The organism is Pseudomonas sp. CC11G (genome assembly GCF_056174845.1).
In genome coordinates this window covers 1-14820 of sequence record NZ_JBWBZC010000037.1, presented here as the reverse complement: position 1 = coordinate 14820, position 14820 = coordinate 1, and the positions used below count along the sequence as shown (strand labels likewise).

The 14820-nt window shown below is 63.0% G+C and carries 14 protein-coding genes and 4 pseudogenes; 7 read left to right on the top strand and 11 right to left on the bottom strand.

The features are described 5' to 3' along the window. Position 1: 1 nt before the first annotated feature. The 4 genes and pseudogenes from AC0V2S_RS25795 to AC0V2S_RS25780 all read left to right on the top strand — a co-directional run bounded on the left by AC0V2S_RS25795 (position 2) and on the right by AC0V2S_RS25780 (position 4332). Positions 2-682 carry a heavy metal response regulator transcription factor gene (locus tag AC0V2S_RS25795; protein WP_475512202.1) on the top strand — a complete coding sequence of 227 codons (681 nt, stop codon included), beginning with the start codon at positions 2-4 and terminating at the stop codon, positions 680-682. After that, a complete protein-coding gene (locus tag AC0V2S_RS25790) occupies positions 672-2054 on the top strand; it encodes a heavy metal sensor histidine kinase (RefSeq protein ID WP_475512201.1) in 1383 nt (460 codons plus the stop codon). Before AC0V2S_RS25795 ends, AC0V2S_RS25790 begins: the two co-directional genes overlap by 11 nt. Positions 2055-2224: 170 nt before the next feature. Beyond that, a pseudogene (gene ppnN / locus AC0V2S_RS25785) lies at positions 2225-3600 on the top strand (nucleotide 5'-monophosphate nucleosidase PpnN). Positions 3601-3706: 106 nt separating this feature from the next. Further along, a pseudogene (locus AC0V2S_RS25780) lies at positions 3707-4332 on the top strand (flavin reductase family protein). 46 nt (positions 4333-4378) lie between these two features. Here the strand turns inward: AC0V2S_RS25780 and AC0V2S_RS25775 are convergent. Beyond that, the gene (locus AC0V2S_RS25775) at positions 4379-4657 is read right to left on the bottom strand and encodes a hypothetical protein (protein ID WP_475512200.1); all 279 of its coding nucleotides are present in this window, start codon (positions 4655-4657) and stop codon (positions 4379-4381) included. A 35-nt stretch (positions 4658-4692) separates the two neighbouring features. Here AC0V2S_RS25775 and AC0V2S_RS25770 point away from each other — a divergent pair, with 35 nt between their 5' ends. Next, positions 4693-5115 carry a serine protease family protein gene (locus tag AC0V2S_RS25770; RefSeq protein ID WP_475512199.1) on the top strand — a complete coding sequence of 141 codons (423 nt, stop codon included), beginning with the start codon at positions 4693-4695 and terminating at the stop codon, positions 5113-5115. Positions 5116-5211: 96 nt separating this feature from the next. Here AC0V2S_RS25770 and AC0V2S_RS25765 read toward each other — a convergent pair whose 3' ends face one another. Beyond that, positions 5212-5508: a hypothetical protein gene (locus tag AC0V2S_RS25765; protein ID WP_475512198.1), complete on the bottom strand. Its 297-nt coding sequence runs from the start codon at positions 5506-5508 to the stop codon at positions 5212-5214. Positions 5509-5662: 154 nt separating this feature from the next. Here AC0V2S_RS25765 and AC0V2S_RS25760 point away from each other — a divergent pair. Together AC0V2S_RS25760 and AC0V2S_RS25755 are read left to right on the top strand one after the other, a co-directional pair. Then, positions 5663-6612 (top strand): annotated as a pseudogene (locus AC0V2S_RS25760) (GlxA family transcriptional regulator). Positions 6613-6733: 121 nt separating this feature from the next. Beyond that, positions 6734-7150, top strand: a complete 417-nt coding sequence (locus AC0V2S_RS25755) for a helix-turn-helix domain-containing protein (RefSeq protein ID WP_475512197.1) — start codon at positions 6734-6736, stop codon at positions 7148-7150. Positions 7151-7174: 24 nt separating this feature from the next. Here the strand turns inward: AC0V2S_RS25755 and AC0V2S_RS25750 are convergent, their stop codons facing one another. From AC0V2S_RS25750 to AC0V2S_RS25710, 9 genes and pseudogenes are all read right to left on the bottom strand, one after another. Next, complete coding sequence (locus tag AC0V2S_RS25750) at positions 7175-7903, bottom strand: adenosylcobinamide-GDP ribazoletransferase (protein WP_475512196.1); 729 nt, start codon at positions 7901-7903, stop codon at positions 7175-7177. Next, on the bottom strand, positions 7900-8475 hold the full coding sequence (cobC, locus tag AC0V2S_RS25745; protein WP_475512195.1) for an alpha-ribazole phosphatase family protein: 576 nt from the start codon (positions 8473-8475) through the stop codon (positions 7900-7902). Before cobC ends, AC0V2S_RS25750 begins: the two co-directional genes overlap by 4 nt. Continuing rightward, the gene (gene cobT, locus AC0V2S_RS25740; protein WP_475512194.1) at positions 8472-9527 is read right to left on the bottom strand and encodes a nicotinate-nucleotide--dimethylbenzimidazole phosphoribosyltransferase; all 1056 of its coding nucleotides are present in this window, start codon (positions 9525-9527) and stop codon (positions 8472-8474) included. Before cobT ends, cobC begins: the two co-directional genes overlap by 4 nt. Next, complete coding sequence (gene cobU / locus AC0V2S_RS25735) at positions 9524-10045, bottom strand: bifunctional adenosylcobinamide kinase/adenosylcobinamide-phosphate guanylyltransferase (protein WP_475512193.1); 522 nt, start codon at positions 10043-10045, stop codon at positions 9524-9526. Before cobU ends, cobT begins: the two co-directional genes overlap by 4 nt. Positions 10046-10198: 153 nt before the next feature. Next, positions 10199-11671, bottom strand: a complete 1473-nt coding sequence (locus tag AC0V2S_RS25730) for a cobyric acid synthase (protein ID WP_475512192.1) — start codon at positions 11669-11671, stop codon at positions 10199-10201. Continuing rightward, the gene (cobD, locus tag AC0V2S_RS25725; protein ID WP_475512191.1) at positions 11668-12684 is read right to left on the bottom strand and encodes a threonine-phosphate decarboxylase CobD; all 1017 of its coding nucleotides are present in this window, start codon (positions 12682-12684) and stop codon (positions 11668-11670) included. The genes AC0V2S_RS25730 and cobD overlap by 4 nt, the downstream gene beginning before the upstream one ends. Then, on the bottom strand, positions 12677-13609 hold the full coding sequence (cbiB, locus tag AC0V2S_RS25720) for an adenosylcobinamide-phosphate synthase CbiB (protein WP_475512190.1): 933 nt from the start codon (positions 13607-13609) through the stop codon (positions 12677-12679). The genes cobD and cbiB overlap by 8 nt, the downstream gene beginning before the upstream one ends. Next, positions 13606-14256 carry a 5,6-dimethylbenzimidazole synthase gene (bluB, locus tag AC0V2S_RS25715; protein ID WP_475512189.1) on the bottom strand — a complete coding sequence of 217 codons (651 nt, stop codon included), beginning with the start codon at positions 14254-14256 and terminating at the stop codon, positions 13606-13608. Before bluB ends, cbiB begins: the two co-directional genes overlap by 4 nt. Then, positions 14253-14820, bottom strand: a pseudogene (locus AC0V2S_RS25710) (cobyrinate a,c-diamide synthase); the annotation flags it as partial. The pseudogene AC0V2S_RS25710 and the gene bluB, both read right to left, overlap by 4 nt.

The following is a 14820-nucleotide window of genomic DNA, read 5'->3' as shown; positions in this document are numbered from 1 at the left end:
CATGCGCATTCTGATTATCGAAGACGAAGAAAAGACCGCCGACTACCTGCACCGCGGCCTCACCGAACAAGGTTATGCCGTGGACGTGGCGCGCGAGGGCATTGAAGGCCTGCACCTGGCACTGGAAAACGAGTACGCGGTGATCGTGCTTGATGTGATGCTGCCGGGCCTCGATGGCTTTGGTGTGTTGCGCGCGCTGCGAGCGCGCAAGCAAACCCCGGTGATCATGCTTACTGCCCGTGAACGGGTCGAAGACCGTATTCGCGGCCTGCGCGATGGCGCCGATGATTACCTGGGCAAGCCCTTCTCCTTCCTCGAATTGGTGGCCCGCCTGCAAGCATTGACCCGGCGCAGCGGCGGCGGCCATGAGCCGGTGCAGATCAGCATTGCGGACTTGGCTGTCGACCTGATCAGCCGCAAAGCCACCCGCAGCGGCCAGCGCCTGGACCTGACCGCCAAGGAGTTCTCGCTGCTCAGTGCACTGGCCCGCCATCAAGGCGAAATTCTGTCGAAAACCGCGCTGGCCGAAATGGTCTGGGACGTGAATTTCGACAGCGATGCCAATGTGGTGGAAGTGGCAATCAAACGCCTGCGCGCCAAACTCGACGGGCCGTTCCCCGGCAAGCTGCTGCACACCATTCGCGGCATGGGTTATGTGCTGGAGAGCCGCCATGGCGAGTGAGTCCACCAACCTGAGCCAATCCATTGCCCTGCGCATGAGCGTGCTGTTTACGCTGGTCGCGCTGCTGGTGTTTCTGTTGATTGGCGGCGCCCTGTACCAGCAAGTGGACAAGGGCATGAACATGCTGCCCGAAGCCGAACTGGATGCGCGGTACAGCGTGCTGGAGTCGGCCATCGACCGCTTTGGCACGCCCGAACACTGGGCCAAGATCACCAGCAAACTCACGCTGCTAAGTGAAGAAGACAAGCGCATCCGCTTCTGGGTGGTCAGCGGTGACCCGCACTTCGAGTTCGGCAACCCCGACCACGCCATCCGTGAATTCGCCGCTGGCCCGTTGGGTATTCGCGACATGGAAATGGACGACCGCACTTACCCGCAAAAAGTGCTGGTCAGCCAGTTCCAGGCCAAAGACGGCCGCCCGCCGCTGCGGTTTCTGATTGCCATCGACACGGAAACCTTCTGGCAAACCCAACACCATTTGCTGATGGCGCTGATCAGCCTGGCCGTGATTGGCGTGCTGCTGGCGTCGGCACTCGGCTATTGGGTGGCGCGGGTGGGTTTGCGGCCGCTGTTCAAGCTCTCCGCCGAAGCGGAAAAACTCACGCCGCCACGGCTTTCCGGGCGTTTGCAGCTATCGGCCTTGCCGCCGGAACTGCAGCAATTTGCCAGTGCCTTCAACACCACGCTCGGCCGGGTCGAACAGGCTTACACGCGCCTGGAATCCTTTAACGCTGACGTGGCCCATGAACTGCGTTCACCGCTGACCAACCTGATTGGCCAGACCCAAGTGGCGCTTACCCGTGGCCGCTCGGCCGAGCATTATTTCGAGGTGCTGCAATCCAACCTCGAAGAGCTGGAACGCCTGCGCTCGATCATCAACGACATGCTCTTTCTGGCCCGCGCCGACCAGGGCGACAAGGCCACGCAACTGACCACCACTTCCCTTGCGGACGAAGTGGCAACGGCGGTGGATTACCTGGACTTTATTCTCGAAGACGCCGGGGTAAATGTGCAGGTGCATGGCGACGCCCAGGTGCTGATCGAACGCGCGCATTTTCGCCGCGCGCTGATCAACCTGCTGAACAACGCCGTGCAACATACGGCTTCCGGGCAGACCATCAACGTGCATATCAACCGTCATGAACAGCGCGTGAGCATTGGTGTGGCCAATCCCGGTGAGGTGATTGTGGGCGAGCATTTGCCTCGGTTGTTCGAGCGGTTTTACCGGGTGGATGCGGCGCGCACCAATAGCGGCGCAAACCATGGGTTGGGGTTAGCCATCGTCAAGGCGATTGCGTTGATGCATGGCGGGGAGGTGTTTGTGGATAGTCGCGATGGCATCAATACGTTTGGGATGTACCTGCCCGCGTGACGCCGAGCCGCTTTTCGATGCTTTGATCCTGGCACACCACGCGATTAGCATGGTCGTAGGTTGGGTTGAGCAAAGCGAAGCCCAACGTGGTCTCACGATGGCGTATCGTTGGGCTTCGCTTTGCTCAACGCCAACCTACACACCATCGCACCTCATTCATGGAATTCAGAATGCGCCACAGACAAGTAATCAACGCCTCAGTCAGCCCCAAAGGTAGCCTGGAGACATTGTCCCAACGCGAAGTGCAGCAACTCAGCGAAGCCGGTTCCGGCAGCATCTACGCCCTGTTCCGCCAGTGCGCCCTGGCCATCCTCAACACCGGCGCGCATATCGATAACGCCAAAACCATTCTCGATGCGTACAAAGACTTCGAAGTGCGCATTCACCAGCAAGACCGTGGCGTGCGCCTGGAGTTGCTGAACGCCCCGGCCGACGCTTTCGTAGACGGCGAGATGATCGCCAGCACCCGCGAAATGCTCTTCAGCGCCCTGCGCGATATCGTCTACACCGAGAACGAACTCGACAGCCAACGCATTGACCTGGACACCTCGCAAGGCATCACCGACTACGTGTTCCACCTGCTGCGCAACGCCCGCACCCTGCGCCCCGGTGTAGAGCCGAAAATCGTCGTGTGCTGGGGTGGCCACTCCATCAGCACCGAGGAATACAAGTACACCAAGAAGGTCGGCCACGAACTGGGCCTGCGCAGCCTGGACGTGTGCACCGGCTGCGGCCCAGGCGTGATGAAGGGCCCCATGAAAGGCGCCACCATCAGCCACGCCAAACAACGCATCACCGGCGGCCGCTACCTGGGCCTGACCGAGCCGGGCATCATCGCCGCAGAAGCGCCGAACCCGATCGTGAATGAGCTGGTGATTCTGCCGGACATCGAAAAGCGCCTGGAAGCCTTTGTGCGCGTGGGCCACGGCATCATCATTTTCCCCGGTGGTGCCGGCACGGCAGAAGAGTTCCTGTATCTGCTGGGCATTCTGATGCACCCGGATAACCAGAACCTGCCCTTCCCCGTCATCCTCACCGGGCCGCGCAGCGCCAAAGCCTATTTCGAGCAGTTGCACGCCTTTATCGGCGCCACCCTGGGCGAAACCGCGCAGGCGCATTACCAGATCATCATCGACGACCCGGCTGAAGTGGCCCGGCAGATGACGGCGGGTTTGAAGGAAGTGAAACAATTCCGCCGCGAACGCGCCGATGCGTTTCACTTCAACTGGCTGCTGAAGATCGACGAAGGTTTCCAGCGCCCGTTCGAGCCGACCCACGCCAATATGGCCGCGCTGAAACTGAGCCGCAGCATTGCGCCCCACGAACTGGCCGCCAACCTGCGCCGCGCGTTTTCCGGGATTGTGGCGGGCAACGTAAAGGCCACCGGCATTCGCCTGATCGAAGAATTCGGCCCGTACGAAATCATGGCGACCACGAAGTGATGGAGCCGCTCGACAAGCTGCTGCAAGCCTTCGTTGAACAGCACCGGATGAAGTTGCCGGGTGGTGCGGCGTATGTGCCGTGCTATCGCGTGATTAACAGCTAACGAAGCTCTCTGTGGGAGAGGCTTTAGCCTCGATGCTCTTGATCTTGAAAGCATCGAGGCTTAAGCCTCTCCCACAAAGGCGGAACCACCTTTGCGAGGCCCTCTGATGCGCGAATTCCATTTCTACGAACCCAAGCTGGGCCATGGCCTGAAACATGACCCGCTGAACTCCATCGTCGCGCCGCGGCCGATTGGCTGGATCTCGTCGCAAAGCGCCGACGGCGTGCTCAACCTGGCGCCGTACAGCTTCTTCAACGCCTTCAATTACACGCCGCCGATCATTGGGTTTTCCAGCATTGGCTGGAAAGACAGCGTGCGCAATATCGCCGCCAGCAAGGAGTTCGTCTGGAACCTGGCCAGCCGTCCGCTGGCCGAGCAGATGAACACCAGCTCGGCGTTGGTGGCCCCCGAGGTGAACGAATTTGAACTGGCTGGTTGGCTACTGCGCCGTCACGGCTGGTCAAGCCGCCACGGGTACTGGCCAGCCCGGTGTCATTCGAATGCCGGCTCAGCGATATCGTGCAGCTGCAAAACGCCAACGGCGGGCTGATCGACACCTGGCTGGTGCTTGGTGAAGTGGTGGCTGTGCACATTGATACAGCGGTGCTGGAAGATGGGGTGTACAACACCGTATTGGCCCAGCCGATCATGCGTGGCGGCGGCCCGACCGATTATTTCAGCATCGAGGAAAGCCAGCGCTTTCATATGCACCGCCCAGTGGTTAACAAATAGGTAGAACCTTCCGGGCGGCGCGCTCTTCTTAACTAGCACTTGCCCCTTACAGGATGTATCGCACCATGCTGGAACCCTGCTGCTCGCCACCGCACGCGTCTCTACCTTCGACCTCGAACGCCCGCTGACCAACGCCAGCGGCTTTTTCTTCGCCCGCGACGAGCGCCTGTTTCTGGTCACCAGTCGCCATGTGGTGATCGACGAGCCCACCGACCATCACCCCAGCCATCTGCAAATCGAGTTGCACACCAACGAAGAAAACCTGGCTGAGTCCACCGGTTTTTCCATCCCATTGTTCGAGGACGGCAAAAGCCTGTGGCGCCAAGGCACCGACTCGGCGGCGAGATTGATATCGCAGTGGTGGAAATCGATCGCAGCGCACTGCCCGAAACCACGGTGTATCAAGCGTTCACCCCGGACCACTTGGCCGACCTGAAGAAAGGCATCGACATTGGCAGCGCGCTGTTGGTGGTGGGCTTCCCGCTCGGTTTCCACGACACCCTGCACCATATGCCGGTTGCCCGGCAGGCCAGCATTGCCTCGGCGTTTGGCCTGCGCTTCAAGGGTGAAGGGTATTTTCTGACCGACGCGCGAACCCACCGTGGTTCCAGTGGTGCGCCGATTGTGATGCGCCTGCCGGCCGACGATAAGCGCGAGCTGCCCTGGCTGCTGCTGGGCGTGCACTCCTCGCGCCTGGACGTAAACCGCGACCTGGAAATAGACGAAGCCCTGGGCCTGAACTGCGCCTGGTATTCGGACATTTTGATGACGCTGAGCGAGTGACTTGTTGGGCTTCACTGCGCTCAACCCAACCTACCCATTGCCGTAGGTTGGGTTGAGCCATCGGCGAAGCCCAACAACGCCGCCCTCACGCTTCATTCAGAACACCGGGTTGTCGTTTTTATCGATGCTGACCACCTTGGCCAGCTCGCCGAGCGCGGCGGTTTCCGCGTCAATTTTGTACTCGAAATGCTGGTCGGCGAGGATGCGGTGATACACCGCGTCGTCGCCGCCTTTTGCCGGCGGATGGCGAGAAACGCCTGGGGTTCCTTGCCAACCAGTTTCGCCGCGTTCCAGACCAGGTGGTTGGCGAAGGTGCGCTGACTCATGGGATGTTCCTTGTGTCGCGCGCTGACAGGTAGCCAGCACAGCCATTCGAGTATGCGCGCCTTTCACCGTGGCGACGGCATTCGATCCGCGAAGCACCCAAATGGGGCACGCAACTACCCCGCCTCCGTCACAATTTTCTCTTTAAAAACAAACAGCTTCGTGCGAATTTACGGACAGCACTGTAAGTTCATTTCTCCCAGCTTTTGGCGCGAGCTATCCAATGAAAACCGTGGCGATGGTGTTGTTCCCCGAATTCCTGCTCCTGGATATGGCCGGCCCCTTCGAAGTGTTTTCAGTGGCCAACCGTTTTCTGCCGGAAAACGACTGGTACCAGGTGATCACCATTGGCAGCGAACACCGTCAGGTCCGCGCCTCCAACGGCGTGACCGTGCAAACCAACCTGACCCTCGACGACGGTTGCGAACCCTACGACCTGCTGCTGGTGCCGGGCGGCCCCGGCGCCTACAACGAGCGTTATCCGGCCGTTACCCGCTGGCTGAAAACCGCCGTGCAACGCTGCCCGCTCTACGGGTCGATCTGCACTGGCGCTTTATTCTCGGCGAAGCCGGCCTGCTGGATAACCACCAGGTGACCACCCACTGGAACTACACCGAGCGCCTCGGCAAGCGATACCCGAAAGCGCGCATCGGCACGGACCAGATCTTTATCAAAGACCGCCGCCTGCTCACCTCCGGCGGCGTAACCGCAGGCATCGACATGGCGCTGGCGGTGGTGGCTGAAGACCATGGCAAATCAGTAGCGGTGGATGTTGCCAAGGTGCTGCTGGTAGCGATGAAACGCCAGGGGGGGCAAGCGCAGTTCAGCCCCATGCTGGCCGCGCTGGCCGAACAGGACACGCCAATCAACAAGGTGCAAACCTATGTGCTGGCGCACCTGGACGAAGAGTTTTCGGTGGAACGTATGGCCAGTATGGCCGGCATGAGCGCGCGTAATTTCGCGCGGATATTCAGCCGCGAAGTGCAGATGACGCCGATGGAATTTCTCCAGCACGCGCGTATCGACCGCGCCCGCAGCCTGCTGGAAACCACCGACCTGCCGTTGAAAACCGTGGCCTATCGCGCGGGCTTGGGCAGCACCCGGCATATGCGTTTTCTGTTCAGCGAAAAGCTCGGTTTGACGCCAATTCAATACCGCCAACAGTTTGGCTAGAACACCCGTTCTAGAGGTGTCCGTATTGCGCACCCTGTTGGCCGGTATGGGCCGCCCATGAACCTTGTCCCAAGCGCAGCGCCTGCCACACTCAGGCCACGCTTTGTACAAAGGAAAGGTCATGGCCAGTTTTCAATGGATACCCCGCCGATTAACCGATGAAGACACCGCCGCGCTGGTTACCGGCGGGCTGACTCCCTGGCGCGAACGACTGGCCAAGAAGCTGATTCATACCCTGCTCAGCGAGAAGATCACCGTGCCGCAACTGGCCCAGGCTTGCGCGCTGAGCCGCAGCCACTTCTCCCGCGCGTTCAAACGCAGCACCGGGCTGTCGCCGCAGGACTGGATTCACCAGCAACGGATTGAGCAGGCCAAGCGGTTGATTCTGGAGTCGGATATGACGCTTACGCAGATCAGCGCGGAATGCGGGTTTTGCGATCAGGCGCATTTTTCCCGGACATTTACCCGGATGGAGGGGGTGAATCCGATGGTGTGGCGCAATAGAGCGGCTGGCGAAGATCAAGAGCGTCGAGGCTGAAGCCTCGAATCCTGCAAACGCAGATCAAGAAAGCGCGACTATCACCAGAACGGCGCACTCAACGAACTCCACCATCGCCCCCGCCGTATCGCCGGTCGTGCCGCCCAGCCGCACCATCATCCGCTGCCGCAGCCACACAAACAGCAACCCGCCGCCCACCAGCATCAGCACCGCGCTCCAGCCGAACAGCAGCATCGCCAGCGCATGCACACCGAGCACCACGGGCAACCGCTCACGCGGCAGATGCTCAGCCAACGCCTGCCCCAGCCCACCGGCGCGCACATAGGGCGTGGTCATAAACAGCACCGGCAACAACCCCCGGGCGAACCACGGCGCGAGCAGCAAGACGCTGGCGTGCTGTTGCTCAACCAAGGCCACCACGCCGGCAAATTTCAGCAGTAGCACGACGACCAACGTCACCACCGCGATCGGCCCGCTGCGGGGGTCTTTCATGATGGTCAGCGTGCGTTCCCGGTCGCCAAAACCACCCAGCCAGGCATCCGCGCTGTCGGCCAAACCATCCAGGTGCAACGCGCCACTCAACGCCACCCATGCAGCCAGCAACAACGCCGCATGCAGCAGCAACGGCGTGCCGCTCAAGACAGCATTCAGGCCATACAGCAGCAACCCGATCAGCAAGCCGACCACGGGATACCAGAGCAGCGACCGCCCCAGTTCCTGCGGGCTCGGCATGCCTGGCAGGCGCACCGGCAAGCTGGTGAGAAACTGCACGGCGATCAGCAGTGGAATCATTCGGTCTCCTGCAACACACAAGGCGCCTGCACGGTCAGGCGATGCAGGCTGGCGTGAGGCACGTCCACTTGCAGCAGTTGTTCGCGGGGTAACCCACGGGCCTGGGCCAGCAGCAAGCGCATTACGCCGCCATGGCTGATCAGCAGCACGCGTTTGCCGCTATGGTTGGCGACCAGGCGTTCAATAGCTGCCAGTACACGTTGAGCAAAGTCCAAAACTGGCTCGCCATCGGGCGGGGTAAAGCCGTAGGGATCATTCCAGAATTGACCCAGCTCGGCTTCCTGATCGGCCATCAGCGCCAGGGCAGTCTGCCCTTCCCACGCGCCGAAGTGCAGCTCGCGCACGTCCGGCTCGAACAGCAACGGCGTGCGCCGCTCAGCCGCCAGTTCATGGGCAAACGCCGCGCAGCGTTTGAGGGGTGAGCTGACGATCAGGTCCCACGGCCCGGCATCCACCACGGCCGCCTGCATCTGCGCCCAGCCTTCTGCGGTTAACGCATCATCGATGCTGCCGCGAAAACCGCCGGCCAGTTCGGTGGCGCCGTGACGCAGCAGGCTCAGCGCGATGCTCATGGCGCGCGGTCGGCCACGGCCGCTTCGGCAAAGGTCGCCATCTCGCTGTGCAGCCGGCAGGCCATTTGCAGCAACGGCACGGCCAACGCAGCGCCACTGCCCTCGCCCAGGCGCAGGCCCAGTTGCAGCAATGGCCGGGCTTGCAGGGCTTCCAGCACGGCATGGTGACCGGGCTCGGAACCTTGGTGGCCGAACAGCAGCCACGAGCGGCAATCGGCATTCAGGCGCACGGCGAGCAGGGCCGCGACGGTGCAGATAAAACCGTCCACCAGCACGGTGATGCCTTCCTGCGCACAGGCCACATAGGCGCCCACCAGCGCGGCGATTTCAAAGCCGCCGAGGTGTTGCAGCAGGGCCAACGGGTTTTCCACGTGGGGCATATGCAATTTCAACGCGGCCTCAATCACCGCCGTTTTGTGCGCCACGCCAGCGGCGTTCAGGCCGGTGCCGGGGCCGACGATCAGCGCCACCGGGCAATCCAGCAGGGCCGCTGCCAGCGCGCTGGCGGACGTGGTGTTACCAATGCCCATCTCACCGCCGATATACAGCTGCGCACCGCTGGCCTTGGCCCGGCGTGCGCTGTCGCGGCCGGCTTCGAGGGCGATATACAGCTGGGTCTGGGTCATCGCCGGACCCTGAGCAAAGTTGAACGTGCCGGCGCCGAGGTTCAAATGACGCACGTTCGGCAGCGGCTCCAGCGGCGGGGCGGTGCCGAGGTCGATCACTTCCAGCGCCGCATCCAGATGACGCGCCAACACGCTGATGGCCGCCCCGCCGCCGACAAAGTTACGCAGCATTTGCCCGGTCACTTCCTGCGGGTACGCCGACACCCCTTCAGCGACCACGCCATGGTCGCCGGCAAAAATCGCGATCCACAGGCTGTCCATCACCGGCCGCTCGCGGCCCTGCATGGCGGCCAGTTCGATGGCCACCTCTTCCAGCGCCGCCAGCGAGCCGGCCGGCTTGGTCAGCACTTGCTGGCGCGCCGCCGCTTTGCTTTTGGCCACGGCATCCAGCGGCTGACAGGGTGCAGCCCACCAAGACAAACTCATAACGGCGCTCCTTTAAGAATCATGGGTAAGCCGGCGACGGTGAAAATCACCCGCTGGCAACGTTCAGCCAAGGCCTGGTGCAACCAGCCGGCTTCATCGACATAACGACGGGTGAGCTCGCCGAGCGGCACCACCCCCAGTCCCGTTTCATTGCTGACCAGCAGCAGGCGGCCCGGCAGATTCTCCAGACAAGCCAGCAATGCCTCGCGCTCGGCGGCCAGGCGTTCGGGGTTGTCGAGCATCAGCAGGTTGGTCAGCCACAGGGTCAGGCAGTCCACCAGCAGGCAGTGCTCGGGAGCGGCGTGGGCTTGCAGTACCTCGGCCAGGCACACGGGTTCTTCCACCAGCCCCCAGTGGGCCGGGCGGCGTTCGCGGTGTTGGAGAATACGCGCGCTCATCTCGCCGTCGCCGGCATGGGAGGTGGCGATATAGGTGACCGACCAACCGCTTTCGGTGGCCAGGCGTTCGGCGAGGCGGCTTTTGCCGGAGCGGGCGCCGCCGAGGATAAGTTCATGCATGGGTGGCGTCCCTCAGCTCTGCGCTCGTCGCAATATTCTGGGTCCCCGCCTTCGCGGGGACGACGGAGTTTTTATAGCGACCACCGTCATCCCGAATCGTCGGACCGCAGCGAAGGCTGGGATCCAGAATGGCGAAGGAGAACGTAGTCCCCCTCATAACCCACACATCCCACGCAACTTCACCGTATCCAAATGCTGCTCCACCAAATCCGCCAACCGCTCCAGATCGCGCTCGCGCAAAGCGTGGTAGTCCACCTGCTGCACATCCTGCAACCCAGCCCAACGCAGTAGCGCACTACACGCTTCAGGGCTTTCAAACAGGCCATGCAGATAGGTGCCGAGTAACTGCCCATCAGCGCTTTGCACCCCGTCACAGCGACCATCGTCCAGCTGCACGGCGGGCCGTTCCAGCGCCGGGCCGGTACTCACGCCTGCGTGAATTTCATAGCCGCTGATGGGCGCATCTTCCAGGTTCAAACGGCCCTGCACATTGCGCAGTTGCTTGTGCTCAGCCAACACGGTTTCAAAGTCGAGCAAGCCCAAACCGGGGCTGGAGCCCGCCGCGCCTTCAAGGCCCAACGGGTCATGCAATTGGCTACCGAGCATCTGCAACCCACCACAAATCCCCAGCACTTTGCCGCCGTAGCGCAGGTGTTTTTGCACGGCGGTTTCCCAGCCGTTTTTACGCAGCGCAGCGAGGTCGCCACGGGTGCTTTTCGAGCCAGGCAGAATGATCAGATCGGCCGGCGGAATGGGTTGGCCGGGGCCAACAAACTGCAGGTCTACCTGCGGGTGCAGGCGCAACGGGTCGAAGTCGGTGTGGTTGCTGATGCGCGGCAGCACCGGCACCACCACTTTGAGCACCTGTTCGGTCTTGGCGATCTGCCGGGTATCGATGGCGTCTTCGGCTTCCAGGTGCAGGTCGGTGAGGTACGGCAATACGCCAAGCACCGGTTTGCCAGTGCGTTGTTCCAGCCAGTCGAGACCGGGCTGCAGCAGGCTTAGCGCGCCGCGAAAGCGGTTGATCACAAAACCTTTGACCCGCGCCTGCTCGCTTTCCGACAGCAGTTCCAGCGTGCCCACCAGGTGCGCAAACACGCCGCCGCGGTCGATATCGGCGATCAGAATCACCGGGCAATCCACCGCCTCGGCAAAGCCCATATTGGCGATGTCGCCGGCGCGCAGGTTGATCTCGGCGGGCGACCCGGCGCCCTCCACCATCACCACCTGATAAGCCGCGCTCAGCCGTTGGTGCGAGGCCAGCACGGCCTGCATCGCGACCTTTTTATAGTCGTGGTACTGCGCCGCTTCCATGCTAGTCACAGCGCGGCCGTGGATGATCACCTGGGCGCCGGTGTCGCTATTGGGCTTGAGCAGCACCGGGTTCATATCGGTATGCGCCGGCAAACCACAGGCCTGTGCCTGCACGGCCTGGGCGCGACCGATCTCGCCGCCGTCGACGGTAACGGCGCTGTTGAGCGCCATGTTCTGCGGTTTGAACGGCACCACCGACACACCCTGGCGATGCAGCCAGCGGCACAGCGCGGCGACCAGGGTGCTTTTGCCGGCATCGGACGTGGTGCCCTGCACCATTAACGTGCTGGCCTGCGCTGGCAAACTACTCATTGCACAAACTCCATGGCCCAGGCCTGCAACACCCAGGTTAAGCGCTGCCACCCGGCCTCATTGGCCGGCAAGCCAATTCGCACGCTGCTGTGCGCAGGAAACAGGCGCAGCAGAATGCCTTGGCGGGCGAAAAAATCGTGTAGCGCGGCGGCGTGTTCGCCTTGCCACCACTGAAAAAGGCCACTGCCACCGGTGGGTTTGAGGCCATACAGCGTGAGCAGATCGGCCAGGCGTTGGCTGGCCTGCACGGCGCGTTCACGCTGTTGCTGCTGCGCGGCGATGTCGGCAAAGCAGTGCGCAGCGACTGTGCGAGTCGGGCCATTGATGGTCCAAGGACCAAGACGTTCGGCCAGCGCTTTCAGCACTGCGTCGACGGCCAGAACACACCCCAGCCGCGCACCGGCCAGGCCGAAAAACTTGCCGAACGAGCGCAGCACAATCAGCCCTTCACGCCGGGTTTCAGCGGCCAGGCTGTGCTCGGGAGTGATGTCGATAAACGCCTCATCCACCAGCAGCCAACCGCCCCGCTCGGCCAATTGCGCATGCCAGGCCAGTAGCTGTTCGCGACTGCACAGGCGACCGGTGGGGTTATTGGGATTGACCACTACCAGCACGTCCAGCCCGGGCAACTGCGCGGCCACGTCGGCATCGGCAATTTCCACCACCTGATGCCCGGCCTGACGCCAGGCATGGGCATGCTCGGCATAACACGGCGACAGCACGCCCACCCGACTCTGGCCACGCAAATGCGGCAGCATCTGAATGGCCGCTTGCGAGCCGGCCACGGGCAGCAGTTGCTCCACGCCGTAGTAGGTGCATGCAGCCGCCAGCAGGCCGTCACCGCTTTCCGGCAACCGCGCCCATGCGCTCACAGGAATCGCCGGCACAGCAAACGGCCAGGGCGCGATGCCGGTAGACAGATCCAGCCACTCGCCGACAGCAATGCCGTACTCACGCGCAGCCAGATGCAACCGGCCGCCATGCTCCAGCCCGCCTTCGATGGGGTTAGGCAAACAGGCGCCCTCCCAGCAGCAGAATCAGCAGCCACAGCAGCACGCCACGGCGCACCAGGCGCACCGAGCGTTCGATGCTATCGGCATCGGCTGGCACGCCCTCGCCCAGCGGCGGGCGGTCGCGCAGCGCGCCGTGGTACATCGCTGGGCGACCCAGCGCCACGCCCAACGCACCGGCGCCGGCGGCCATTACCGGGCCGGCATTCGGGCTGTACCAGGTAAAGCCCTGACGCCACCAGCAGCGCAGGGCCAGGCGGGTGTCGCCGAGTACGGCGTAAGTCAGCGCCACCAGGCGCGCGGGAACCAGGTTGAGTACGTCGTCAATCCGCGCTGCCGCCCAGCCGAAGCGTTCAAAGCGCGGATTGCGGTAGCCCCACATCGCATCCAGCGTATTGCTCAGACGATAGAGCACCACGCCCGGCGCGCCGAGCAGCACAAACCAGAACAGCGCGGCGAATACTGCATCGCTGCCGTTCTCCAATACGGATTCGGTGGCGGCCAGGGCCACGCCGTCTTCGTCCAGCGCCGAGGTGTCGCGGCTGACGATATAGCCCACGCGCTCGCGGGCCTTGGCCAGATCACCGTCGCGCAGGGCCTGGATAATCGGCTGCGCATGTTCGGTCAAACTTTGCATGCCCAGGGCCAGGTACAAAGCCGCGATGTCCACCAGCCAACCCACGTAAGGCAACAGGCTAAGCAGCCAGGCGGCCAGGGTTAGCGGCACTACGGCGAGCACCCAGGCGGTGACGCCATGGCTGCGCCAGCCGCGCCCGACATCCTCTGCGCTGGCACTAAAGGGACGGTTGAAACGGCGCTCCAGCGCATTGGCCAACCGGCCAAACCCCACCAGCGGATGCCAGCGTTTTGGCTCGCCAAAAATCGCGTCCATCGCCACTCCGGCCACGCTCAGCAAGGCGATGCTCACGGCTGCGCCTCCCAGGTATCGGTAAACAGCAGCTCATGCAGTGGGCGCGGCGTGGCCCAGCCTTCCTGTTGCAGCATCGGCGTCGGGTAAAACTCGGGCACCGGGCCCAGGCACAACACGGCCACCGGCTTGGCCCCCGCCGGCAAGTGCAGCAAGTTCGCCAGCGCCTGCGGCTCGAACAGCGACACCCAGCCAACGCCCAGCCCTTCGGCGCGCGCGGCCAGCCACAGGTTCTGGATCGCGCAGCTCACCGAGGCCAGGTCCATTTCCGGCAAGGTGCGGCGGCCGAAGATATGGTCTTCGCGATGGTCGCCGAGGGCGATCACCAGCAGCTCGGCGCACTCACGCACGCCCTCCACTTTCAGGCGCATAAATTCATCGGCGCGCTGACCGAGGGCTTCGGCGGTGCGCACGCGCTCAGCTTCCACCAGGCCATGAATCGCTTCGCGCAATTCGGGACGGGTGATACGGATAAACCGCCACGGCTGCATCAGGCCAACGCTCGGCGCGTGGTGCGCCGCTTCGAGCAAGCGCGCCAGCACATCGGGGGCTACCGTGCCGCCGCTGAAGTGGCGCATATCGCGGCGTTCGGCGATGGCGCGGTAAACGGCGGCGCGCTCGGCGTCGCTGTAGGCGTGGTCGCTCATGCTGGCTGTGCGGCTCCGGCTGCAGCTGCGGTGGCAAAAGCCGGCGCGGTGCCGGGCAGAAACAACGCCGCAGCCGCCGCCGGGTTGGACGGCATATAGAGGTGGATATACGAAGCCGTCAGGCGGTCGATGCGGTACACCGCTTCGGCCGTGCGCTTGTAGGTCGGGCAGACGCCACGGGCCAGCGGTTCCAGGGCGCACTCCAGTTCGGAGTAATGGTAGGTGTGGCCGCGCAGCCGGCCTTCGGGTAGGTCGATTTCCTGCAACGCCAGGGCCTTGAGCTTCTTGTGCATCTGCGCGCTGCCGGGCAGCAGGCCGAGCAGCTCGCCCCGGGCGCCGTCCTTGTCGGTCAATGCATCGAGCAGATACAGCATCCGCGCACATTTGGCGTGGATCGGTTTGCCGGCCGCGTGGTGGGCATGGATGGCCGCGCGCATTGCCTGGTTGGCTTGCAGCGGTTTCGAGGGCAACTCGGGGTAACCGCCAGGCAGATAAAGGCTTCCACTTCCGGCAATTGACTGTCGCGCAGCGGCGAAAACTCGATCAGCTCGGCGCCCAGTTCGC

Excerpts from the sequence above, each read along its gene's own strand:
- AC0V2S_RS25750 (WP_475512196.1), bottom strand. The coding sequence starts at position 7,903 with ATGATTCCACTGCTGATCGCCGTGCAGTTTCTCACCAGCTTGCCGGTG.
- AC0V2S_RS25730 (WP_475512192.1), bottom strand. The coding sequence starts at position 11,671 with ATGAGTAGTTTGCCAGCGCAGGCCAGCACGTTAATGGTGCAGGGCACC.
- AC0V2S_RS25755 (WP_475512197.1), top strand. The coding sequence starts at position 6,734 with ATGGCCAGTTTTCAATGGATACCCCGCCGATTAACCGATGAAGACACC.
- cobU (WP_475512193.1), bottom strand. The coding sequence starts at position 10,045 with ATGCATGAACTTATCCTCGGCGGCGCCCGCTCCGGCAAAAGCCGCCTC.
- AC0V2S_RS25795 (WP_475512202.1), top strand. The coding sequence starts at position 2 with ATGCGCATTCTGATTATCGAAGACGAAGAAAAGACCGCCGACTACCTG.
- AC0V2S_RS25790 (WP_475512201.1), top strand. The coding sequence starts at position 672 with ATGGCGAGTGAGTCCACCAACCTGAGCCAATCCATTGCCCTGCGCATG.
- cobT (WP_475512194.1), bottom strand. The coding sequence starts at position 9,527 with ATGAGTTTGTCTTGGTGGGCTGCACCCTGTCAGCCGCTGGATGCCGTG.
- cobC (WP_475512195.1), bottom strand. The coding sequence starts at position 8,475 with ATGAGCATCGCGCTGAGCCTGCTGCGTCACGGCGCCACCGAACTGGCC.
- bluB (WP_475512189.1), bottom strand. The coding sequence starts at position 14,256 with ATGAGCGACCACGCCTACAGCGACGCCGAGCGCGCCGCCGTTTACCGC.